The 23,628-nt window shown below is 28.8% G+C and carries 17 protein-coding genes; 4 read left to right on the forward strand and 13 right to left on the reverse strand.

Annotation, left to right across the window (positions count from 1 at the left end):
- Window positions 1-15: 15 nt before the first annotated feature.
- Window positions 16-1,386: a histidine--tRNA ligase gene (gene hisS, locus BRE_RS00715; protein WP_012538684.1), complete on the reverse strand. Its 1,371-nt coding sequence runs from the start codon at window positions 1,384-1,386 to the stop codon at window positions 16-18.
- Window positions 1,387-1,528: 142 nt separating this feature from the next.
- On the opposite strand from hisS, the gene BRE_RS00720 reads away from it, so the two are divergent.
- Entirely contained in the window at window positions 1,529-3,406 is a 1,878-nt protein-coding gene (locus BRE_RS00720) for a penicillin-binding protein (RefSeq protein ID WP_041178080.1), read from the forward strand.
- Between the two features lies 1 nt (window position 3,407).
- Here the strand turns inward: BRE_RS00720 and BRE_RS00725 are convergent, their stop codons facing one another.
- From BRE_RS00725 to BRE_RS00745, 5 genes are all read right to left on the reverse strand, one after another.
- Entirely contained in the window at window positions 3,408-5,297 is a 1,890-nt protein-coding gene (locus BRE_RS00725) for an AMP-binding protein (protein ID WP_012538686.1), read from the reverse strand.
- 215 nt (window positions 5,298-5,512) lie between these two features.
- Window positions 5,513-5,806, reverse strand: coding sequence for a PG0541 family transporter-associated protein (locus BRE_RS00730; RefSeq protein ID WP_012537910.1), 294 nt, complete (start codon window positions 5,804-5,806; stop codon window positions 5,513-5,515).
- A gap of 12 nt (window positions 5,807-5,818) precedes the next feature.
- The gene (locus tag BRE_RS00735; RefSeq protein ID WP_041178081.1) at window positions 5,819-9,046 is read right to left on the reverse strand and encodes an efflux RND transporter permease subunit; all 3,228 of its coding nucleotides are present in this window, start codon (window positions 9,044-9,046) and stop codon (window positions 5,819-5,821) included.
- Window positions 9,047-9,061: 15 nt separating this feature from the next.
- Window positions 9,062-9,865: an efflux RND transporter periplasmic adaptor subunit gene (locus tag BRE_RS00740; protein WP_041178082.1), complete on the reverse strand. Its 804-nt coding sequence runs from the start codon at window positions 9,863-9,865 to the stop codon at window positions 9,062-9,064.
- 182 nt (window positions 9,866-10,047) lie between these two features.
- Window positions 10,048-11,376 (reverse strand): TolC family protein, encoded by a 1,329-nt coding sequence (locus BRE_RS00745; protein ID WP_156768690.1) that lies wholly within the window; start codon window positions 11,374-11,376, stop codon window positions 10,048-10,050.
- A gap of 64 nt (window positions 11,377-11,440) precedes the next feature.
- Between BRE_RS00745 and yidD the strand changes: the two genes are divergently transcribed.
- Entirely contained in the window at window positions 11,441-11,707 is a 267-nt protein-coding gene (gene yidD, locus BRE_RS05960; RefSeq protein WP_232212687.1) for a membrane protein insertion efficiency factor YidD, read from the forward strand.
- Here the strand turns inward: yidD and BRE_RS00755 are convergent.
- From BRE_RS00755 to fliD, 5 genes are all read right to left on the reverse strand, one after another.
- On the reverse strand, window positions 11,696-12,592 hold the full coding sequence (locus tag BRE_RS00755; protein ID WP_012538691.1) for a glycine betaine ABC transporter substrate-binding protein: 897 nt from the start codon (window positions 12,590-12,592) through the stop codon (window positions 11,696-11,698). The two genes, yidD and BRE_RS00755, sit on opposite strands and share 12 nt — an antisense overlap.
- A gap of 36 nt (window positions 12,593-12,628) precedes the next feature.
- Window positions 12,629-13,528 carry an ABC transporter permease gene (locus tag BRE_RS00760; protein WP_012538692.1) on the reverse strand — a complete coding sequence of 300 codons (900 nt, stop codon included), beginning with the start codon at window positions 13,526-13,528 and terminating at the stop codon, window positions 12,629-12,631.
- A 6-nt stretch (window positions 13,529-13,534) separates the two neighbouring features.
- Window positions 13,535-14,653, reverse strand: a complete 1,119-nt coding sequence (locus tag BRE_RS00765) for an ATP-binding cassette domain-containing protein (RefSeq protein WP_012538693.1) — start codon at window positions 14,651-14,653, stop codon at window positions 13,535-13,537.
- Between the two features lie 124 nt (window positions 14,654-14,777).
- Complete coding sequence (locus tag BRE_RS00770) at window positions 14,778-15,785, reverse strand: flagellin N-terminal helical domain-containing protein (protein WP_012538694.1); 1,008 nt, start codon at window positions 15,783-15,785, stop codon at window positions 14,778-14,780.
- 127 nt (window positions 15,786-15,912) lie between these two features.
- Complete coding sequence (gene fliD, locus BRE_RS00775) at window positions 15,913-17,913, reverse strand: flagellar filament capping protein FliD (protein WP_012537919.1); 2,001 nt, start codon at window positions 17,911-17,913, stop codon at window positions 15,913-15,915.
- A 174-nt stretch (window positions 17,914-18,087) separates the two neighbouring features.
- Between fliD and nagA the strand changes: the two genes are divergently transcribed.
- Both nagA and nagB read left to right on the forward strand, forming a co-directional pair.
- Complete coding sequence (nagA, locus tag BRE_RS00780; protein WP_012538695.1) at window positions 18,088-19,293, forward strand: N-acetylglucosamine-6-phosphate deacetylase; 1,206 nt, start codon at window positions 18,088-18,090, stop codon at window positions 19,291-19,293.
- 32 nt (window positions 19,294-19,325) lie between these two features.
- Window positions 19,326-20,129, forward strand: coding sequence for a glucosamine-6-phosphate deaminase (gene nagB / locus BRE_RS00785; protein ID WP_041178083.1), 804 nt, complete (start codon window positions 19,326-19,328; stop codon window positions 20,127-20,129).
- A 155-nt stretch (window positions 20,130-20,284) separates the two neighbouring features.
- Here nagB and BRE_RS00790 read toward each other — a convergent pair whose 3' ends face one another.
- Together BRE_RS00790 and secA are read right to left on the reverse strand one after the other, a co-directional pair.
- Window positions 20,285-20,896, reverse strand: coding sequence for a superoxide dismutase (locus BRE_RS00790; RefSeq protein ID WP_012538697.1), 612 nt, complete (start codon window positions 20,894-20,896; stop codon window positions 20,285-20,287).
- A 15-nt stretch (window positions 20,897-20,911) separates the two neighbouring features.
- Complete coding sequence (gene secA / locus BRE_RS00795) at window positions 20,912-23,608, reverse strand: preprotein translocase subunit SecA (protein WP_041178084.1); 2,697 nt, start codon at window positions 23,606-23,608, stop codon at window positions 20,912-20,914.
- Between the last annotated feature and the right edge of the window lie 20 nt (window positions 23,609-23,628).

The following is a 23,628-nucleotide window of genomic DNA, read 5'->3' on the forward strand; positions in this document are numbered from 1 at the left end:
TTTAACCACCTTTAATTAAAAAGGTGTGCATAAAAATTTATCATTACCCTTAATAAACTTAATAGCCTCATCAAAAGACAATAAAAGTTCTTCCTTTTTGGTTAAATCTCTAACCTTTAACTTACCTTCTTGATATTCTTCTTGCCCCACAAAAATTAAAAATCTTATAGCCTTAGCAAGAGCATACTCTATTTGAATCTTAATATTTTTACCATCTTTACTCTTAGGATATACCTCACAAGCAATATTATTTATCTTAGAATAATCATGTCTTCTAAATTTATCTGCAAGTTTATAATAATAATCTTGCAAAGTATCGTCTATATTAACAATTAATACTCTAGAACTGGCTTTAACTACAAACAACTTAATGTAATTAAATTTATCAATTTCAATTATATCTTGAATCCTATCAATACCAAAAGATCCTCCAACCCCTGAAACTTTTTGCAAAGAACCAGAAAATAAAGACAATAAATTATCATATCTCCCACCACTACAAATACTTCCCATATTAACACCTAACATTTCAGCCTCAAATACAAGTCCGGTATAATAATCAAGTCCACGCACTATCTTTAAATTAAAATTAAAAGCATCTTGAATTCCCAATGCATTCAAATGCACAAAAATATCTTCTATTCTCTTAACAGCATTATTATCTCCTAAAATACTTCTTAAAGCCTTTACTTTATTACTAAAAGTTCCATCTAAATTTACAAATTCTAATACTAAATCAACATGCTCTTCACTTAACTCTAAAAGCAAATTTTCTCGTACAGCCTCAATTCCTATTTTGTCTAATTTGTCTATATTCCTTAAAATAAAAATGGATTTATCCTTTAATCCCAACTTTTCAATATAAGTATTTAATATTCCAATATGAGAAAAGTGAATAACAAATTTTATATTAATACCTTCTATAAAATTTAAAAAAACCTCTTCAAGTCCACAATAAACAATAGATAAAATCTCAGCATCACTACGAAAAGTATCCTCACCTAATATATCAAAATCAAATTGCATGAACTCTCTATATCTGCCCTTTTGAGTATTCTCACCCCTAAATACCTTACCTATTTGAGACCTTCTGAAAGGAAATTTAATCTTAGATTTATTAGTAGCCATAAATCTTGCAAAAGGAACGGTCAAGTCAAAACGCATGGAAACATCCCTATCTCCATTATCCTTAAATCTATAAATTTGCTTTTCTACTTCATCCCCACCCTTTTTTAAAAGAAATTCAGAATACTCAAGAATAGGAGTATCTATTAAATCAAAATTATAAGAAACCAGAACACTATATATTTGTTTTATAATATGAGTACGAATTAACGCTTCTTTCGGCAAATAATCTCTAAAACCTTTTAAAGTTCTAACATCCACTATATTTCAACCTCTACTAATTTCAAATTTAATCTTTTCATAATATAATATTATAAATATGAGAAAAAATTAATCAAAATTAATAATAAAATTCTTAAGTATTATGATATTTATTCAAAAATAAGGAGCATCTAAATAATTGATGAATAAAAATTTTGCTAGTAGCTTAAGATTAAACATCATACTGATAATTTTTCTCATAATAACACTGTTAACAATCTATCAATATTTCATACTAATGTTTTCAAAAAATATGCAACATTTTCCTCAAAAAATAAATCATATATCAAGAAGGGGTAACATTTATGATAGAAATGGCAAAATAATAGCTTTCTCTTCAAAATCATATTCAGTAGGAACAGATCCAAGAAAAATAAAAAATATTGTAAACACGTCAGAAACTCTTGGGGCAATATTAAAAATTGATCCTCAAACAATAAAACAAAAACTGTTGTCAAAAAAAGGATTTCAGTATATAAAACGACAAATAACAAAAGAAGAATCAGAACTAATCAAAAGAATTCAATCAGAAGGAAGACTAAAAGATATCATACTTTATCCAGATTATAAAAGAATTTATCCATTTAAAGAATTGACAAGCAATATTACAGGATTTGTAGGTATTGATAATATTGGACTTACAGGTATTGAATTTTCTCTAAACTCCATATTAAACGAAGATTTTACAAAACAACAATATATAAATGACAAACTAAGTACAAACAATATTTACCTAACAATAGACATAGATCTTCAAAACAATATAAATCAAATAGCCAAAAAATATTTTCAAGAAAATAAACCTGAAAATATGATTACAATAGTAATGGATGCTAAGAATGGAGAAATTTTATCAATGCTTCAATTTCCACAATATGATGCCAATTATTATTCACAATATTCTAAAGAGATATGGAACAACTTTTCAACATCACTAACCTATGAACCTGGAAGTATTAATAAAATATTTACAGTAGCTATTCTATTAGATAGTGGATTATTAAAACCAAACGAAAAATTTTTAGATAACGGTATATATCAAAAAAAATTCAAATCAGGAGAAACAATTATAATTAAAACATTAAATCCTCCTTATGATTATATTGATCTTAGTGGAATTTTACTTTATTCCTCTAATGTAGGAATAGCTCATCTTACAGACAAAATCAACAATGAATATTTCTATAACAAACTAATAGATTTTGGTTTTGGAGAAAGAGTTGGATTCCCTTTCCCCGGAGAAACAAAAGGCATCTTAAATCATCATTCAAAATGGTCAGGACGAAGCAAAGCCACAATTGGGTTTGGACAAGAAATAGGGGTTTCTGCTATTCAAATATTACAAGCTGCTAGCGTATTGAGTAACAAAGGAATCATGTTAAAACCAAAAATCATAAAAAAAATAATCAATGAAATGCAAGATACAATTCAAGAATTTCCTAAAGAAGAAATTAAAAAAGTAATATCTGAACACACAGCACAAAAAGTTTTAAAATTGATGAGAGAAGTTGTAAATAAAGGAGGCATACCAAAACTTAAGACAAAAAACTTAAGCATTTCAGCCAAAAGTGGAACTTCCCAAGTAATAGATCAAAATACAGGTAAATATTCAAATGAAGATTATACATCTTCAATACTCGTAATATATCCTACAGAAGATCCAAAATATATTATTTATGTCGTATACAGATACCCTAAAAAAATCATATATGGAACAAGAATCGCTGCACCAATGGCTAAAGAAATAATAAATTTAATTGAACAGAAAAACAATAAAGAAGAATACAACAAAATTAAAATTTCTTCAAAAATCAGTATACCAAAACCTATAATAAAACATAACATAAAAGAAACTTTGCCAAACCTCAAGGGACTCTCTAAAAGAGACTTAATGAAAATTTTAAAAGACTATATAAATATAAAAATAAATATTAAAGGAAATGGCTTTGTATACAAACAGTCTCATTCACCTAACACAAAATTAAAAGATATAAAAGAACTTGAGATAATATTACAATAAATCAAGAGAATAAATTTTTTATCTCATTTCGATAAAAATTCGAAATATAATTACGCTTAATATCCATTTTAATAGACATCTCTTTCCCTACTTCAAATGGCTTTTCTAAAAGAACAAACTTTAGTATCTGCTCAAAAGGTTTAAATCCATTGGCCCTATTAATAAGTTTTTTTATCTCATCACCAATAGCTTTAAGAACAATATTATTTGCAATAATTTGTTGTTTATTAGTATCACGAATTTTATGCCCTATGCTCTCTAAATATTTATTTATCTCCTCAAAATTAGGAAGAATTAATGCACCTAAAAATTTTTGATCTTGCCCAACAACAACAGCTTTCTCAATAAGTAAAGATTCTTCAAGCTTAATTTCAATGGGAGCAGGTTCAATATTTTCTCCATTGTTTAAAACAATAGTATCTTTCTCCCTCCCTATAATTTGAACAACATTATCTTTTGACAATTTCACAATATCACCCGTATCTAAAAATCCATCATCACCAATAACTTGCCTTGTAGCCTCTATATCTTGATAATATCCAATCATAACTTGAGGACCTTTAATAAACAAAACTCCTTTCCCAGGTTTTTTAAGTTTTACGCCATTCTCATCTCTAATCTCAGCAATAGTTCCGGGTAATATTTTACCACTAGTACCAACAATTATCTTTCCATACTCATTAGATGCAACACCTGGAGATGCCTCCGTTAAGCCATAAGCATTAGCAAGATTAATACCAATTGCATTAAAAAACCTCACAACATACAAAGGTATGCTACCACCACCAGAAATACCAACAACAAAATTATTGCCTAAAACTTTTTTTATTTTTTTAAATACAATCAAATTTCCCAAAACATTCAAAGGAAATAAAACTATTACTCCCAAAATACTTAAAATTTTTTTGAAAGGTATTAATAAATCCAGTCCATTATCAGGATATAAACCTAAAATTATTCTACGACAAATGTCACTAATACATGCAAATTTAACAAAAATCCTAAACAATAACCTTACAAAAAAGTTTTTTTTTGAAATCTCTTTAACAATATTTTGTTTTATTGCAATCCAAAGTCTAGGAACAGCAGCAATATAATGAGGATTAATATTTCTAATATCATCAAGCATATTTCTTGGAACAATATTTGAAAATAAACAAGTCATACCTTTAAGAAAAATATTATAAGAAAATGACCTTTGAAATGAATGCCAAATTGGCAAAATACACATAAATATCTGCCCCTCAGTAACACTAATCATCCGACTAAAACTAGACACCTGATAAAGAAAATTAGCATGAGAGAGCATCACTCCTTTAGGATTTCCTGTAGTACCAGAAGTATATATTATTGTTGCCATATCATTAAGACTAATATTATTGACAGTCTCAATAATCTCTTCATCCTGTCTCGCATTTTCTCCAATTAAAATACACTCTTTATAAGTATAAACTTCAAACTCACTAAAACGTAATTTATCTTTTTCATACAAATCATCAATAACAATTACAGTAGGTTTTATTTGAAACTTAAGCTTAATAATTAAATCAAGAAGATCTACATTTTCAACTATGATTACATTCGGAACAATATTATTAATAATTATTTCAGCCTCAAAAAGAGTAATATCAATACCCTTAGGAACATCAACAGCACCTAAAGATAAAATCGCAAAATCTATAACACTCCATTCAATTCTATTTTCAGAACAAATAAATACTTTATCTTGATATCTTAAATTAATTTTCCTTAAAAAGGAAGCAAATTTTAAAACATTCTCTTTCAAATCAGCATAAGTAACTTTAAAATAGTCTTTATTATTTTTATATATTTGTGCAATTCCACAACCATGCTTACTAGCAATCTCAAAAAAAGTCTTTACTATTGACATATGATCCTACTACAAACTTATTATAAAGAATTATTACTAACAATTATAACATTTTAAATAACAAAATCATAACTTAATCTTGCCTGAGAATATACCAATTAATAAGATATATCTTAATCTTATTTAATGTAACAATTTATAATATTTACCAAATTCTCAAATTACTAACAAACATCTATAAAACAAAATTATATAAAGTAAAAATTAATAAAAGCCTAATTACCAATAACAAAAAATTTAATTCCCTCAGTAGGATATTTTTTATCCAAAATTTCAGTAATATTTTTTAATTTCTCTACAATAATTAACTTATCTGTATAAACTATAAAAATAAAATTCTCTTCAGGCCATACTTCATTACCCTGCCTTTCACCTTTTGTTCCTTTACCCTTAACATTATATACTTTAGAATAATATATAACCTCTCCTAATTCCTCTTCTATACTAGTTATACATTCATGAAAATCAAATTCTAAAGAAAAGTTAGAAATTATTTCAACCCTATACACACATCCTCCATATCAATTTTCATCTTCGTTAATAAAAAAATCATTAAATTTAACATTTCTATCAGTACCAATTTTAGAAATAACATCTTTATTTTCTTTTTTATTTAATAAGCCATCTTGTTTCTTTTTACGATCTCTTTTAAAGACAAAAAAGAAGAATTTTATCAAAATAAAATTCTTTATAGAAAACTTAGAAAAAGCTTCAAAAAGCATAGGAATAAAAAGCAAAGCTAAAAATGTACTAGCAATCATTCCACCAATAAAGGTAAAAGCAATTGGTTTAATCAGTTCACTATTATTCGAATTTGAAAATGCCATTGGAAACAGTCCTATTATTGAGGTTAAAGAAGACATCAAAATTGGTCTAAATCTAGAACGACCCGCTTCAACTATTGCTTCTCTAAGCTTAAATCCTCTTTTAATCAATAAATTAATATAATCCACCAATACAATACCAGTATTAACAACAACACCAACAAGCATAAGCATACCAATCGCACTCAAAACAGAAATTTTTTCTCCTGATATAAAATAAATCAGTATAACACCTATTAAAGTCAATGGAATTGTAAATAGAATAATAAAAGGCTTTAGCAAAGATTCAAATTGTGCTGCCATTACTCCAAATACAAGCAAGACAGCCATTAAAATTATTACTTTAAATTGCTGCATACTATTTATAAATGAATCATATTCTCCTTCAAATTTAACCAATATACCATCCCTTTGTGGAACTTTATTAGTTACAAAATCTACTACATCTTCCGTAACAGAAGCTAAACTTTCATTTGGAGCAATACCTGCTGTCAGTGTAATTACCAAAGATTGATCTTCTCGCAACAGACTGCTAACTCCTTTTGTCTTTCTCAAATTAGCTATTAAAGATAGAGGAATTTTTACACCAAATTTATTTATAACAAATATATTATTCAAATCTTTCAATCCAACAATATTATTTCTATCAAGCTTAAGCAAAATATCATAACTCACTCCATTTTCAACATATTTTCCTGCCGAAATCCCATCAATATTGGCTCCAACTTCTCTTGAAATAGTTTCTATATTAATCCCATAAGAATAAGCTTTCTCCCTATCTATATCTATATCAATTTGCGGCTCTTCTTGTATATTAAGTCTAGGATTTATAAGACTTGGAAATCTTTTCTTTAAAAGATTAATCAACAATTCTCCATATTCCTTTGCATATTCAAAATTCAAAGATCTAATTTTAATTGCAATAGGAGACCCACCAAGAGAATTTCTATCTGATAAAGCATAAGAATTTAAAATAGGATAAAGACTCTTAACACGATTATCAACTCTATACTGAATCTCTCTCCAATCATCAATTTCTTCTGTTGAAGACAATAAAACTCTAAAATAAAAACCTCCTGAATCTATATCAGAAACAATACTTTTATAAGCCCTAATTTCACTTTTTAAAATTTCCAAAACCTTATCTGAATATGATTTTGAAATATCCAAGCTTGTTCTATTTGGAAAACTAAAAGAAAAAGTAATCACAGAAGGACGCTCATTAGGCATAAAAGATACATTTAAAAACGGAAACAAAACTAAACTTACAATAAAACTACATATAACAATAAACAAAAAAATCAACTTATGATTCAAAACATAATTCAATAAAACAACATAAAATCTCTCTCCAAAAGCATAAACATTATGTAAAAAGCCATCAACTTTTTTAACTAATGTGTTTCTAATGGGTTTTTGAAAACTAGTATAAAGTTTAATATAGTAACTTGACAAAACCGGAACTAAAAAAACTGCAACAAACAAAGAAACCGTTAAAGATATAACAATAGTAAAAGCAAAATCCCTAAGAAAATCACCAATCATACCCAATTCTGCTTTAAAAATAAGCATAGGTGCAAATACACAAATCGACGTTAAAGTTGCAGCCATAATTGGAATCATCATTTCTTGTGTTCCAAGAATAGCAGCAGATATAAGCTTTGCACCCTTTTGCCTATATCTATATATATTCTCTATAACAACAATAGAACAATCCACAACCATACCAACACTTAAAGCAAGCCCTGATAAGCTCATAATATTTAATGAAATATTTGCAAAATACATTAAACAAAAAGTAATAATAATAGCTAATGGTATTGTAATGCCAATAATAATAGTTGCTCTAAAGCTTCTTAAAAAAAAGAAAATAATACATAATGCAAGAACTGCTCCTGAATAAGCTGAATGAGAAACAGAAGAAAGAGCATTCTTAATATGTTCAGCATTATCTTTAAAAACATCTAGAGAAATATCTTTTGGAAGTATAAGTTTAATTTTTTCAAATTCTGCATTTACTGCATTTGAAACATTAACGAAATTTGCATCATTTTGTTTTTGTATAGATATACTAACAGAAGGTTTATCACTATAATATACATACTTTTCTTCTTTAAAAATAGTCTTAATACTTGCAACATCTCTCAACTTAATCTGAACTAAAGAATCATCTTGCAAAGAATAAGATTTATAAGCAATAACAACATCTTCCAAATCTTTAATTGAATTAAAATTCCCAGATATTTGTACTTGATATTGTAAATCATTGTCCAAGATCTCACCAACAGAAAATTCAACATTTTGAGAAGAAATAAATGGCACAATATCCGATAAAGTAAGTCCATATGCCTCCAACCTATTTTGAGAGACTTCAACTACAATATGTTTATCACCCCCTCCAGCAATATTTACAAGTCCAACCCCTGCAAGTCTTTCCAATCTGGGCTTTAAAAGCTCCTTTGCATACCTCTTAAGTTCTACAACAGACCTATCTGAATACATAAAAAATGATATTACTGGAATACCATCTAAACGATCTCTAGAAATCCTAGGTAAACCTGCTTCTTTTGGCAATAGACCTTTTGAAAACTCAAGTGTGTCCTTTACCTCATTTAAAGCCAAATCCAAATTGGTTCCATGATAAAAATTAAGCGTAATTTCACTATGCCCTTTAGAAGAAATACTACTTATTGTTTTGATATTCTTTACTAAAGACAAATTGCTTTCTAAAATGCGCGCAACTTTTTCTTCAACTTCCTTTGCAGAACTTCCTGCATAAAGAGTAGAAACGTAAAGATTGGCATCTTCAACATTGGGCAACAAATTAATATTTAATCTTGAAAAAGTATAAATACTAAGAATAATCAATAAAGAAAACAATATTAGCATCGTTATTGGTTTATTAACAACTTTTTTTACTAACATAATTAACCTCAAAAATCAAATATTGTCTTCAACATCAAGTCCATTTTGAGTATCTACGATATTTACAAAAGCTCCATCTGATAGCCAAGAAACACCTTCAGTCACAATCAAATCATCCTCATTAATACCATCCTTAATAGAAACAATATTATCCACTTCAAAATCTACTAAAGGAAATACCCTCTCCACTGTTGTTGAATCGGTATTCACCCTAAACACACACAGTTTACCCTCTCTTTCAAGAAAAGCATGTTTTGGTATTTTAATTACATTTTTTGAATTCTTAGTAACAATTTTAAGCTTCACAAACATACCCACAACCATTTTATTTGTAGCACTTCCTAAAGGCTCAAGATATACTTCAGCAGAACGACTTTTAAAATCTAAAATAGGCGATATTTCTGAAATCTTTGCCCAAAACTTTTTATCAGAATAAGATCCAAACTCAATAAGCGCATTATTACCAACCTTAATATCTAAGATATATTTTTCAGAAACATAAGTTTTAATTTTCATAACATCCATTTTTCCTATTAATGCAACACTCGTTTGAGGAGTAACTGTTTCTCCAATTTTACAATTAACAAACAAAACATATCCAGAAATCGGAGATCTTACCGGACTCTGCAAATAAAAAGAACCTGGCTTTGAAGGATCAAGAATTGCAATAACTTGTCCCTTCTCTACATAACTCCCAAGTTTAATATTAAAAGACTTTATTTTACCTGCAACATCTGGAAATACTTTGACCTTAACTTTGGTATCAACATCACCATTTAAAGAAATATAATCACTGATAGCTCCTCGTCGAGCCTTCATCACAACAACTGGAAACCTATAGGGTTTATCAATAACATCACCAGCAGTATTATCGCTAGCAACATCTTCTTGAATTTCTCTATCTTCACTACATGCAAAGATAAAGAATAAAACTAAAGGTAAGAAATAATACTTAATACAACCCCCTAATACTACAAATCAGATTCATAAATATTCCTCCATTAATCCAATTTATTTATTAAATCTTTATACTCAAGTACTAAATTAGCATAATTTAATTTATCTTTTATCAACTGTAAATCACTCTGCTTATAAGAAAGCTCAATATCATTTAACTTTATAAGATCTATAGTACCTGCATTAAAAGCATCAAAAGCTATTTGATAATTCTTTTTAGAAATCTCCAATGTCATTTTAGAATTATCTAAAATAGACTTATATAACCTCATGTTTTTACGTTTTTGAACAACCTTAGATTTAAATTCACGCATTTTATTATCAATTTGATCTCTTAACATTTTCAATTGATAATCTTGTTTCCATATTTCTGTAAAACTTTTCGAAAAAGGCAAAATCTCACTTAAACTATAAGTTAATCCAAAAACAAAATGAAATCCTTGTTGCCCCAAACCAGAAAAACCACTACCAAAAGAAATATTTCCAGGATTATAAGACATTGACAATGACAAGCTCGGTAAAAAGGCATCTAACCAAAGACTATCAAGAGTAGTTTGCATGATTTTAACAAAATTATTTAATTTTCTTATCTCTAAATCTTCATAAACATCTACAATTTCATTAAAAAATGAAAAATCCAATATATCATCTGATAATTCACCTACAACTTCAAAATCTTGCAAGACATTTAATCCTATTAACAACCTAAATTTTGACTTTATCTCCTCAAACTTAATGATTTGTTCATCCAAATTGGGCTGAAGCTTATTATATTTAAGTTTAGAATCAAGATAATCTATCTCGGAAATAAGACCATTATCATAAGCAATACTTACTTGTTCAAATTTAAGTTTCCCTTTATCAAGCTGTTCCTTTAAAACGTCTACAATACTTTTAAAAGCTAAAAGTTCATTATATATTTTAAGAACATTCAACTTAATATCTCTATTAACTCTTTCTCTATCTATAACAACTTCGTCATAATTAAAAGAAGCAAGTCTCATTTTATTAACAACAGATGGTGATATTGAAAGTTCAGCAGAAACACCTAAACCCAAGTGCCAATGTTCTCCTCTCACATTTGACATAAAAGGATTTTGTCTTGAAATATTTGAAGAAAATCCCACATTTGGCACAAAAATATTCCAAGATCTATCTTTATATAATTTCTTTATCTCTTCTTGGTATTTAGCATTTTTAGATTCTAAGCTATATTTTAAAGCCATATTAACAGCATCCATGGAAGATATTTTTATAACTTCTTCTGCATAAGACGGAACTGATAAAAGAAAAATTAATATTAAATGATTGATATTATAACTAGTTTTAATAAAATAAAATAAAATATTTTTATTAATAATTAATATATTCATTATGATTCCTATATAATAACATAATATTATGATATACATTCGAATATTAAAAAAAATTTTTATAATGATAAACTTAATCCTGATACTACTGATTAAAATATACCAAAAAACTCTCTCTAAAATAGTTGGTTTTTACTGTATATATCAACCCAGTTGCTCAAATTATGCACTTAATTGTTTAAAAAAATATAATATTTTAACGGCTTTTATTCTTATTACACTAAGAATAATTAGATGCAATACACTCTTTAAAGGAGGTTGTGAATCACTACCAACTAAAAATCCAATATTAAATTCATTAAAAGAATTTAAAACAAGATTAATCAAATAAATTTTTATATTTATCTGGAACCCAATTTTTTATGTAGTCCTTATGAGAATCAACAAATTCAACAGCATTTTTATATTCTTGGCCAGGCTCTTTATAATTTTTTTCTATCAAAGGCAATAACAAATCATCACCCCAGTAAAAATTATCAAATAAATAATAAGCATCAGGATCACTTTCTTGAAGTCCTAGCTTAACAAGAGAATGAATACTCTCAGGACCTCCCATTGACAATAATGGATCATCTAAAAATTTAATATCATACTTAACAAATGCCCAATGAGGTTGCCATAAAGGCACCAAAATCCATTCTTGTTTATTAATGGCGGATTCCAAACTTGCAAGCATTACACTTTCACTCGAAGAGATAAGCTCATATTCTTTACTCAATCCATAACGATTAAGAGTTTCCTCTACAGAAAGTTGAGTACCTGCTCCTGCATCTATTCCTATCACTTTATTTTTAAATTCAGAACCCCTACCTTTAAGTTCTGAAATACTTGAAATCGTAACATAACTTGGAACCACAAACCCTTGTAATGTACCCTCATAATTAGCACCAAGGTCAACAAATTTATCTTTAAATTTTTCATAATAAAACTTATCTGCTGTGGGCACCCATGAAGATACCATACCATCCACTCGTCCAGATGCTAAATACTGATACATTATAGACGTAGTCACAGGCAATATCTCCACATTATATCCTATTCTCTCAAAAACAACTCTTACAATATTAGTAGCAATTGTTTCACCTATCCAATTAACATAAGCAATTTTAACCGATTTTAAACTTTTAGGATTACCATTATCAGAACTATCATCTTTACTGCAAGCCACAAAAATTAAAACAAAACTTACAAAAACAGGTATAAAAATACCTTTCATAAACCAATCCCCCTTCTAACAAATACAAACAAAGCATTATTTGTTATACATTTCTAAAAACCTTTTGAACTTATTTTCTTTCTTACCCCCATAATTATCAGTATTTAAATAACTAAATTTAATGAAAATAGCTTGCATAATTCTATCTAAAATAATAGCTATTATTACAACAGCCAATCCAGATATTAAACCTTCAGCAAAATGCAACCTTTCAACAGAATATATCACGGTTCTACCAAGTCCTGAGGACCCAACCATTGCCGCAATCACTATCATAGATATTGCCATCATTATTGATTGATTAATCCCCTCTATTATACTCTGTAAAGCCAATGGTAATTGAATTTGAAAAAGAATACGAGCACTACTACTTCCAAAAGATTTTGCAGCTTCAATAACCTCACTTGGAACTTGAATAATTCCTAATCGTGTATATCTAATAACTGGGGGCATTGCAAAAATTATTGTAGCAAAAATTGCCGAAGACGTACCCGTATCGAAAAAAGATATAGCTGGTATCAAATAAACAAATGGAGGCATTGCTTGCATCAAATCAAGCAATGGTTTTAAAAAAACATAAAATTTTGTACAATACCCACCCAAAATACCTATTAAAATTCCCCAAAGTACAGAAAAAAATACAGATACAAAAATAAGTGATATTGTATCCATAGAAACTTCCCAAAGATCAAAATATAAAATAAAACAAAAGCCCAACATAATCAAAAGTGCCAATCTTTTTTTCAAAAATAAAAAACTAAAAACACAAATCATTACAATAAAAAGAACAGGATTAATTACGGTAAACAATCTTTTCAAATTTTCATAAAAAGAATCTATAATCTTAGCAAATCCAATACCACTAGAATTTGCAAAATTATCAACCAAAAAATCAAATGCCTTATCTATACTACTAACTATAAAATCCCTATTCATAAATAACTATCTTGCCAATAAAGCAGCAATCTCTCCCAAATCAATATATCCAATAATATCACCTTGTTCTTTTGTCACAATCAAATAATCTAACTTATTTAAATATTTAACGACACTTTTTATCTCATCACCTAAATCCAAATTTAAAGAAACAACATTACTATATTTTTTACCAATAGAAATGTCATGCAATATAAAACTATCATTCTCTTTTTTAATGATAACATTAAATTGATCATTATATCCATAATGATCAAAATCAACTTTGATAATATCTTTGATTTTTAAAATATTTAAAACAGGAAGATTTTTAATAAAATTAGTTATAAACTCTGTCTTAGGCTCTCTTAATATTTCTAATGGTCTACCTACCTGAATAATCTCACCATCTCTCATAAAAGCAATTCTATTGCCTAATTTAAAAGCCTCAATTAAATCATGAGTAATAAATACAACTGTTTTTTTTAACTTGTCTACCAATCTTAAAAGCTCACACTGCATCTCACCTCGAATTAAAGGATCAAGAGCTGAAAAAGCTTCATCCATTAAAAGTATATCAGGATTAACAACTAAAGCTCTTGCTATACCCACTCTTTGTTTCATTCCACCTGAAAGTTCACTTATATATTTATACTTGGAATCTTCAAGCCCAACAAGTCTTAAAATATCAAGGGCTCTTTGAATCCTCACTTTCTTAGGAACACTTTTAACTTCAAGGCCATAAGTCACATTTCTTAAAACATTCATATGTGGAAAGAGCCCAAAATTCTGAAAAACCATTGCAAACTTATCTTTTCTCAAAGCAGAGAGATCCTTTTGATTAATATCATTCATTTCAATATTATCTACTAAAATAGAACCAGAATCTATTTTATGTATACCATTTAAACATCTAACAAAAGTAGACTTACCACAACCTGACATACCCATAATAACTAAAATTTCATTTTCATAAATATCAAGATTAATGTTTGCATTTGCAATAAAAACAGAAAATTCTTTGTAAATATCAGATCGATCTTTACCATTCTTATAATTATTGATGGCCTTAAAAATTTGTTTTTTATTTCTATTATAAGAAAATGTTTTATAAAGGTTCCTGACTGTCACACTAGCTTTATACAAAGCAAACTCCTAATATTAAAACATAATTTTACATAAAACAATATTATAGCACTTAAATATCAAATTTTGATTGACACAAATAAAAATAAGGGTCTTCTAACAGACCCTTATTAAAAAATCAAATTTATCTAAGCAAGGACAATACATATTGAGGCACTTGATTTGCTTGTGCAATCATAGCCATTGCAGACTGTGTCAAAATACTGTTTGTTGTAGATGCTACAATTTCATCTGTCATTGTTGCATCTTTAATTTGAGCATAAGACGCTTTTAAATTTTCAATAGCATACTCTGTGCTAGCTTTAACAGATTCAAGTCTGTTTTGGAAAGCACCAAGATTTGCTCTTTGATCAGTTATCATTCTAATAGCATCTTCTATTTTTGTAAGTGACATATTAGCATCAACAGCAGTTGTAACATTAACTGGAGAGTTAACTCCACCTTGAGCTGGAGCTGCTGCTGGAGCTGGAGCTGCTTGTGCTCCTTCTTGCTGTGCACCCTCTTGAGCTGGAGCTACTTGTTGAGCACCCTCACCTGAAAAAAGATTTGCAACATTAGCTGCATAAATATTAACAGCAATTGCTTCATCCTGATTTGCACCAACATGTACTCTTAATGTCCATGAAGCTTGTGATTCAGATAATGATGCTGGTGTATTAATCTTTACAGGTTGCATTCCAAGCTCTTCAGCTGTTCTTACATGCTCAGCAGATGATCTATTAGATAACATATGCATATGGTTATATTGTGCTTGATCAGCAATTCTATTGATCTCATCTGTAAGTTGTTCAACTTCAATCTGAATAGAACCTCTGTCTGCATCTGAATATGTACCATTACCAGATTGAACAGCAAGCTCTTTCATTCTCACCAACACTTTCTCTACTTCATCCAAATTTCCTTCTGTTGTTTGAATAAAATTTATCGCCTTTGAAGTATTTCTTGAAGCTTGGGATAACCCTCTAATTTGAGCGTTAATTTTCCCAGCAACACCCATACCAGCAGCATCATCAGATGCACGATTAATTCTATGCCCACTAGAAAGTTTTTCTTGAGTTTTGCTAAGATTAGCAACATTAATAGCATTATTTCTTGAAGCATTTATAGCTGACGTATTATGATTTATGATCATATATCATTTCCTCCGTGATAAATTAATATAATTTTGATGTTTTCGACAAATCCATTTGTCGTCTTTTTAAAAGGATATCACAAAAACAAGAAAAAAATAAATACAATATTCATTTAAATTAAATTTGTTACTTGTTTTGTCTATATAAATTTAAAGACTTAAGAATTTCTTCCTGTTCTTTCATTCGCTTTACAGTAAAATCCAAAGTATTAAGTTCTCCTTCAACCTTTCTTTCTCTCTCTTCATATTTCCTTTTATAATCTTCAACCATATTTTTTTGATTGGGAATTCTAAAATCATAACTTTTTATCTTATTATAAATAAATCCCCCAGCACCTATTAAGAGAGACAAATAATCACCAAGCACCTTAGCAAGCCCATCATCATAAATTCTATCATCATTAAAATCAAACGCAAAAAACTCTTTAACTGAACTAATATTACTCTGTAAAACCTCATTAAATTTCTTCTCATCAAGTTTTAAATAACGTGAAAATCCTCCTGATGAAGACATAGAACTAGTAAAAACTCCCATCTGATTAATAAGTGAAAAATTAGGATCATTTGTTCTATAAACATTAAACATTATTGATTCTAATCTTGATTTAAGATTTTTCAGTGTAAATTCACTTCTAAGAATTCCCAAATTTTTATAAGCCTCTTCCTTTTCCTCTTCATTTAAATAAGACCATTCCTCTAATAAATCTGACTTTTGAGTATCCACATTATCTTCATTCAAGCTTACAATATTAATCCCAGCCAAAACTTCATTATAGGCAATTAAAAAATCTAATAAAAGTTTCCTAATCCCTTCATAATCAGGTTCAACACGCACATCAACAGTATCATCTGATGACTGTTTTAAATTTAATGTAACATTTGGTATTAAATCATTAATAGTATTCGAATCTCGTTCAACATCAACTCCATCAAACTTCATTTTTGCATTCTCTGCAAAGCTTTTAGCATTAATTGGCAAATGACCATCTCTGTTTTTTGGATCAAATATTTCAATATTTCGAATAACAAAAGCCTTATTATTTAATTTATTCTCAATATTAATCTCCTTTAAACCTAAAAGAGACCCAACTTCAACCTCAACTTTTTCAAAATCACTTGCAACATTGATTGGGGGTAATTCTAAAGAACCTGTACCACTGTGAATCTTAATCATATTCATTTGAATATATTTTTTTTCTTTCAAAAAAGGTTTATAATCAGATTCAAGATTAATAATACTATCCTCACCTTCAACTTTAGCACCCTCAAATGTAGCCTCACCAGGATTAAAAACTATTTCATTTAAAATACTCTTATCATCCATATCATAATATTTAATTTCAAATTTAATTTTACTCCCCTTACCAATTTCAATATTGTCTGGAATACTTATTGCAATCTCTGAAAGGGGCTCTAACACAATATCATCTTTATCAAGAAAAATTTTATTACTACTATTTTGTTGACTATTAACAATTTCCCTTATATTTGGACTAAAATTTGTCGTACGTTCACTTAAAATGCCTATTTTCTTAGCAAGATTTAAAGCTTCATCTTTCATAATAAGTCTATTATTTTCACCTTCCTTTAAAGACTGCAAAATTAACCTACTATTACCAGAACTATCACTCTTAACAATTTTAGCAGACAAAAATCCCTTGCCTCTATTATTAACATCTCTAACAAGAGATTCAAGATCTCCATTATTTCTAATCTTAATTTCTTTCTTCCCAACTAAAAATGTATATTCTCCTACAGGAATATTAATTTCTTTTTGTTTAAAATTTGCAGATAAGAAAACATCAGAACTTGCTATTTGATTAACACCGATTTTATAATTTTCATTTTTAGCCCCATAACGAGCAGAAACAGACAGAACATCATTATTGCTAGAATTACCCGACATATAATTAAAAGGACCATCAAGAGATGTAATTTGTTTTGCAAGAGAATTCAAAACAGATACCTTTTTATTAATTGTTTGCCAAGCACGTTTTTCCTGTTGCAAACTTTCAAGCTTTTGCACAGACGAATCTATTTTAGACTTATCAGGCTTAAGCATTGATTCACGGATTTCTTTGGTATTATATTTATTATCTACACCAGGAACAAAAAATCCAGAAGACATTACAACACCTCTTAAGTAGAAAGTTTAACATAAAAACATATAGATATTACATAAGAAATAATATTATACTTTAAAGCCAATAATAAAAATCTAATTTTAGATATAAATAACAAATAAGTATCTTTAAAAAAGATCCTTATTTATAGTAAAATTTAAGTTAATAGGAGAGCACATATGTCAAATTTTTGTTTATTTAACGCAAAATCTGTACTTACAGGAAATGATAAAATAGACAACTCAGCTGTCCTGATTAGAGAAAATAAAATTTTTGATATCGTAACATCCGACAGACTTGAAAAACTTGAATTACAAGATTATGAAATGATTGACATCAAAGGTAATTACATAACACCTGGTCTTTATGATAATCACATACATGGATTTTATGGATATGGAACTGATCAATGTTCAACAAACTCTATTATCAAAATGTCAGAACATTTAGCAGAATACGGAGTAGTAGGATTTTTACCAACACTCTATCCACGTCCAACTGAAGAAATGATTGAAACAATTAAAGCATGCACACAAGCGATAGGAAAAGAAAAGGGTGCAAAAATTTTAGGACTTCACCTTGAAGGACCATTTTTTTCTCCCGAAAAAAAAGGAGCTCATCCTACTTCTTATCTCCAAAAACCAAGCATTGAGATAATGAAAAAATTTATAGAAGCAGCAGGAGGAACTTTTACAGACTCTTTTGGTAGAAAAAGAACAAATATTGCAACAATGACGGTTGCACCTGAACTTAAAGGAATGAGGGAACTTGCAATATTTTGTATGGAAAACAATATTACACTTCAAGCAGGGCATACAAATGCAAAATACGAAAATATGATAGAAGGTTTTCAAGTAGGTATACTTCACACAACTCATTTTTTTAATGCAATGTCAAAACTCGACCATAGAAATCCAAATGCAATAGGAGCTGCCTTAATTCATGGAGATGTATCTTGTGAAATTATTGCTGATGGACATCATATTCATCCAAAACTTGTTTTAATGCTTAGAAAACTCAAAGACATAAGCAAGTTGGTACTTGTAACTGATGGATTAACTCCAACACTACAACCATCTGGAGAATTAATAGCCAATGGAGAAAAAGTATATCTTAAAAACAACGACCTATTTTATATTATAGAGAGTGACACAATAGCAGGATCTGCACTTACAATGATACAAGGAATTAAAAATTTAGTAGAATTTGGATACAGTTTAAGCGATGCTATTCAAGCAAGTTCATATAATCCGATTAGAATCATTAATCTTGAAAAAAAAGGTTTAATATGTCATGGTTATGATGCAAATATAAATGTTCTTGACAAAGACTTAAATCTAAAATTAACAATGATAGAATCAAAAATAATTTTCAATAAACTTTAGTGTTATTAATCCAAAAATACAAGGAGCAACAAATGAGATTAATTATTAGAGCCACTTATAATGAAATATCAAGATGGGCTGCTAATCATGTAGCCAGAAAAATAAAAGAATGGGAACCTACAAAAGAAAAACCATTCATTTTAGGGCTTCCAACAGGTAGTTCACCAATTGGAATGTACCAAAACCTAATTGAACTCAACAAATTAAATAAAATATCATTTGAAAATGTGATCACATTCAATATGGACGAATACATAGGTCTTGATAAAAATCATCCTGAAAGTTACTATTCATTTATGTGGAACAATTTTTTTTCACATATAAACATCCAAAAAGAAAATATCAATATACTAAATGGCAATGCTATCAATCTTATAAATGAATGTAAAAAATATGAAAAAAAAATCAAATCTTATGGTGGCATTACACTTTTTGTGGGAGGAATTGGACCTGATGGTCACATTGCCTTCAATGAACCTGGATCATCTCTTAAATCAAGGACAAGAATTAAAACACTCACACAAGACACAATTATAGCAAATTCAAGATTTTTTGAAAACGACATCAACAAAGTTCCAAAAAGCTCTTTAACAGTAGGAGTTGGAACAATTATGGATTCCAAAGAAGTAATGATTATAGTAAATGGACACAACAAATCAAGAGCACTAAAACATGCCATTGAAAAAGGAGTAAATCACATGTGGCCAATTAGTATTTTGCAGTTACATAAAAATGCAATTATAGTATCAGATGAAGCTGCAACATATGAACTTAAGGTTGGAACAGTAAAATATTTTAATGATATTGAAAAACACAATTACAATAACGAACTATAAAGAATACATTATTACTTATCAATTTTAATAACATATTATTAAAATGAACTAGGATTAAATATAGATATATATTAGACAAGAGACACATACTATACATATTTATATTTAATCCTAGTTTTGAAACAAATAAAAATATTTACCTATTAAAATTATAATTATTCTATAATTTCATTATAAATTCGCGAAATTTCTTCCCAATTTAATGTCTTAAAAAACGCATCAATATATTCAGCCCTTCTATTTTGATATTTAAGATAATAAGCATGTTCCCAAACATCAATACCTAAAATTGGCTTATAATCCTCTATCAAAGGACTATCTTGATTTGGTCTTGATATTACTTGCAGCTCCCTATTTGCATAAAGAACTAACCAAGCCCAACCACTTCCAAAAATACTAACAGCTAAATCTTTTAAGGCCACCTTCAAATTATCAAGACTACCAAAAGTAGCATTTACATGCTCTTCAAAATTTTTCAAAATATTATCTTTATTGCCAGGTTTTAAAGTTCTAAAATATAAATTATGATTAGCATATCCACCTGCATTATTTTTAACAACTTTTTGAAATTCAATTGGAAATCGCTGAATATTTTTTAATATACTTTCAATATCATAAGAACAATTTACTTTTGTCTTTTCAAGTACAGAATTTAAATTTACTGTATAAGCATTATGATGCTTACTATGATGAATTTCCATTGTCTTAGCATCAATATAAGGCTCCAAAGCATCATAAGAATAGCCAAGTTCTGGTAATTTAAACATAACAACACCCCCTTTTTAATTTTTTCCATGACAATTTTTATATTTTTTTTTACTTCCACAATAACAAGGTTCATTTCTTCCAATCTTGGGAGTATTTCTAACTATTTGCACCCCCACCGAATCATCTCTTTCCCTAGAAACAATACCTGAAAACTCCTTATGAGTAGCATGAACATCTTTAGGTTTTTTATTTTTATAATTACTAGAATCAACATCAATCTTTACCTGCAAAGTTCGTCTTAAAGTTTCGATCTTAATATCTTTAATAAGTTCACTAAAAATTGCAAAACCCTCTTCTTTATATTCAGTAATTGGATTTTTATTAGCATAAGATCTAAGATAAACTGATTCTCTTAAAGAATCAAGATTTGCAAGATGCTCCTGAAATTTAGAATCAATATTTCTCAAATATTCATATTTTAAAAATTCATTTAAAAGTTCAGAACCAATTAATTCTTCTTTTATATCTAGATTAGACCTAGCAACTTCCATTAACTTATCTTTTAAATCAGCAATACTCATTTTCTCAACAGAACCAACACTTTCCATCATATAAGCAAAAACTGAATTTATTTCATTTAAAACAGAACTTGTGACCACATCTCCTTTCACTTGATCGAATAAAAAATCAAGATATTCTCTTAAAGAGAGAAGAATACGTTCCTTAATATTATTATCAGCAAGAATTAAATTTCTCTGAGAATAAATAAATTCTCTATGTTTCGTTATGACATCATCATACTCTAAGAGATGTTTTCTAATCTCAAAATTTCGATCCTCTACACGCCTTTGTGTATTAACTAAAGATTTTGTTAATAAAGAATGCGCAATGGGTTCACCTGTAGCCATTCCAAGTTTCCCCATAAGAGCTCTTAAATTGTCCCCAGCAAAAAGCCTCATCAAATCATCCTCAAGAGATACATAAAACCTTGATCTGCCAGGATCTCCCTGTCTTCCCCCACGTCCTCTAAGCTGATTGTCTATTCTTCGCGATTCATGACGCTCACTACCAATAACATAAAGCCCACCAAGCGATTTAACTTCTTCATAATCTTTAAGATACTGCTCTCTCTCGCTTTGCATAGCTTTCTGTAAATCATCAAAACTTATTTCTGTCCCAAATTTTTTACGAACTCTATGTTCAAGATTACCTCCAAGCTTAATATCAGTCCCACGGCCAGCCATATTAGTTGCAATTGTAACAGAATATTTTGCCCCTGCTTCAGCAATAATTAATGCTTCACGAAAATGATTTTTAGCATTTAAAACTTCATGTTTAATCCCTCTATTTTTAAACATATTAGATAAAATTTCAGACTTTTCAATAGAAACTGTCCCAACAAGAACAGGTTGTCCTCTCTTATAAGCCTCAAAAACTTCATCCGTAATTGCTCTAAACTTAAAGTCCTCAGTATAATAAATGATATCATCTTCATCTATTCTTGCAACCAATTTATTAGTAGGAACTACTACAACATCAAGATCATATATTTTATGAAACTCTTTCGCTTCTGTATCTGCAGTACCAGTCATACCAGAAATCTTATTAAACATCCTAAATAAATTTTGAAATGTAATTGTTGCCATAGTCTTATTTTCACTTGCAACTCTAACACCTTCCTTAGCTTCAATAGCTTGATGTAGACCATCTGAATATCTTCGTCCTTTTAAAACACGACCTGTAAATTCATCAACAATTTCAACACCAAAATCTCCAACAATGTATTCCCTATCCTTTAAAAACAATAAATGTGCCTTTAATGCCTGAGTCATATAATGAACATAATTAAAATTAGAATCAACATACATAGACCCTTGAATTATGCCCTTTGAAACTAAAATTCGTTCAAGATTATTTAATCCATTAACGGTAAAAGATATTCTTTTAGCCTTTTCATCAATTGTATAATCTCCATCAAGATCATCAATCTCTAAAGGATAATCTCCTGTTTTTAGATCTTTAGAACACTCTTTTAGAAAAGGAACAAGAGAATTAACAGTAAGATAAGCACTAGTATCACCTTCAGTTGAACCTGAAATAATTAAAGGTGTTCTAGCTTCATCTATTAAAATAGAATCAATTTCATCAATAATGCAATAATTAAAATTTCTCAAAGATTTCTGAGATAAATCAAAACACATATTATCTCTTAAATAATCAAATCCAAGCTCATTATTCGTAACATAGGTAATATCTTTACCATATTCTATCTTTCGTCTAGAAGAATCCATATTAGAGAGTACAACACCAACACTCACTCCCAAAAGATCAAAAACAGGTTTCATCCAATTTGAATCACGTTCTGCAAGATAATCATTAACCGTAACAATAATAACACCATCACCTGTTAAACTATTAAGATAAGCAGCCTGAACAGAAGACAAAGTTTTACCTTCTCCTGTCTTCATTTCTATTATTTTACCTTGATGAAGCGCAAGACCAGCAATAAGTTGAACATCATAAGGTCTCTCTTTAAGTCGCCTTCTTGCAGCTTCTCTAGAGAGTGCAAATGCTCTCTCTAAAATATCTTCTAAAGTCTTACCACTCTGAAGTTCATTTTTGAATTTTTCTGTTTCCCTTGAAAAATCCTCATCCAACAAAGATAGTGCCCAAGATTCAAGTTTATTAATATTTCTTAAAACAGGAAGATAACTTTTTAAATCCCTTTTACTCTTTGAGCCAACAGTCGCCTCAAATATTGCTCTTAACATATTAGGTATCAATACTCCTA

Source organism: Borrelia recurrentis A1, from assembly GCF_000019705.1.
Lineage (GTDB): Bacteria > Spirochaetota > Spirochaetia > Borreliales > Borreliaceae > Borrelia > Borrelia duttonii.

Excerpts from the sequence above, each read along its gene's own strand:
- BRE_RS00720 (WP_041178080.1), top strand. The coding sequence starts at position 1,529 with ATGAATAAAAATTTTGCTAGTAGCTTAAGATTAAACATCATACTGATA.
- BRE_RS00725 (WP_012538686.1), bottom strand. The coding sequence starts at position 5,297 with ATGTCAATAGTAAAGACTTTTTTTGAGATTGCTAGTAAGCATGGTTGT.
- BRE_RS00735 (WP_041178081.1), bottom strand. The coding sequence starts at position 9,046 with ATGTTAGTAAAAAAAGTTGTTAATAAACCAATAACGATGCTAATATTG.
- BRE_RS00740 (WP_041178082.1), bottom strand. The coding sequence starts at position 9,865 with ATGAAGGCTCGACGAGGAGCTATCAGTGATTATATTTCTTTAAATGGT.
- BRE_RS00745 (WP_156768690.1), bottom strand. The coding sequence starts at position 11,376 with ATGAATATATTAATTATTAATAAAAATATTTTATTTTATTTTATTAAA.
- yidD (WP_232212687.1), top strand. The coding sequence starts at position 11,441 with ATGATAAACTTAATCCTGATACTACTGATTAAAATATACCAAAAAACT.
- BRE_RS00755 (WP_012538691.1), bottom strand. The coding sequence starts at position 12,592 with ATGAAAGGTATTTTTATACCTGTTTTTGTAAGTTTTGTTTTAATTTTT.
- BRE_RS00760 (WP_012538692.1), bottom strand. The coding sequence starts at position 13,528 with ATGAATAGGGATTTTATAGTTAGTAGTATAGATAAGGCATTTGATTTT.
- BRE_RS00770 (WP_012538694.1), bottom strand. The coding sequence starts at position 15,785 with ATGATCATAAATCATAATACGTCAGCTATAAATGCTTCAAGAAATAAT.
- fliD (WP_012537919.1), bottom strand. The coding sequence starts at position 17,913 with ATGTCTTCTGGATTTTTTGTTCCTGGTGTAGATAATAAATATAATACC.
- nagA (WP_012538695.1), top strand. The coding sequence starts at position 18,088 with ATGTCAAATTTTTGTTTATTTAACGCAAAATCTGTACTTACAGGAAAT.
- nagB (WP_041178083.1), top strand. The coding sequence starts at position 19,326 with ATGAGATTAATTATTAGAGCCACTTATAATGAAATATCAAGATGGGCT.
- BRE_RS00790 (WP_012538697.1), bottom strand. The coding sequence starts at position 20,896 with ATGTTTAAATTACCAGAACTTGGCTATTCTTATGATGCTTTGGAGCCT.
- secA (WP_041178084.1), bottom strand. The coding sequence starts at position 23,608 with ATGTTAAGAGCAATATTTGAGGCGACTGTTGGCTCAAAGAGTAAAAGG.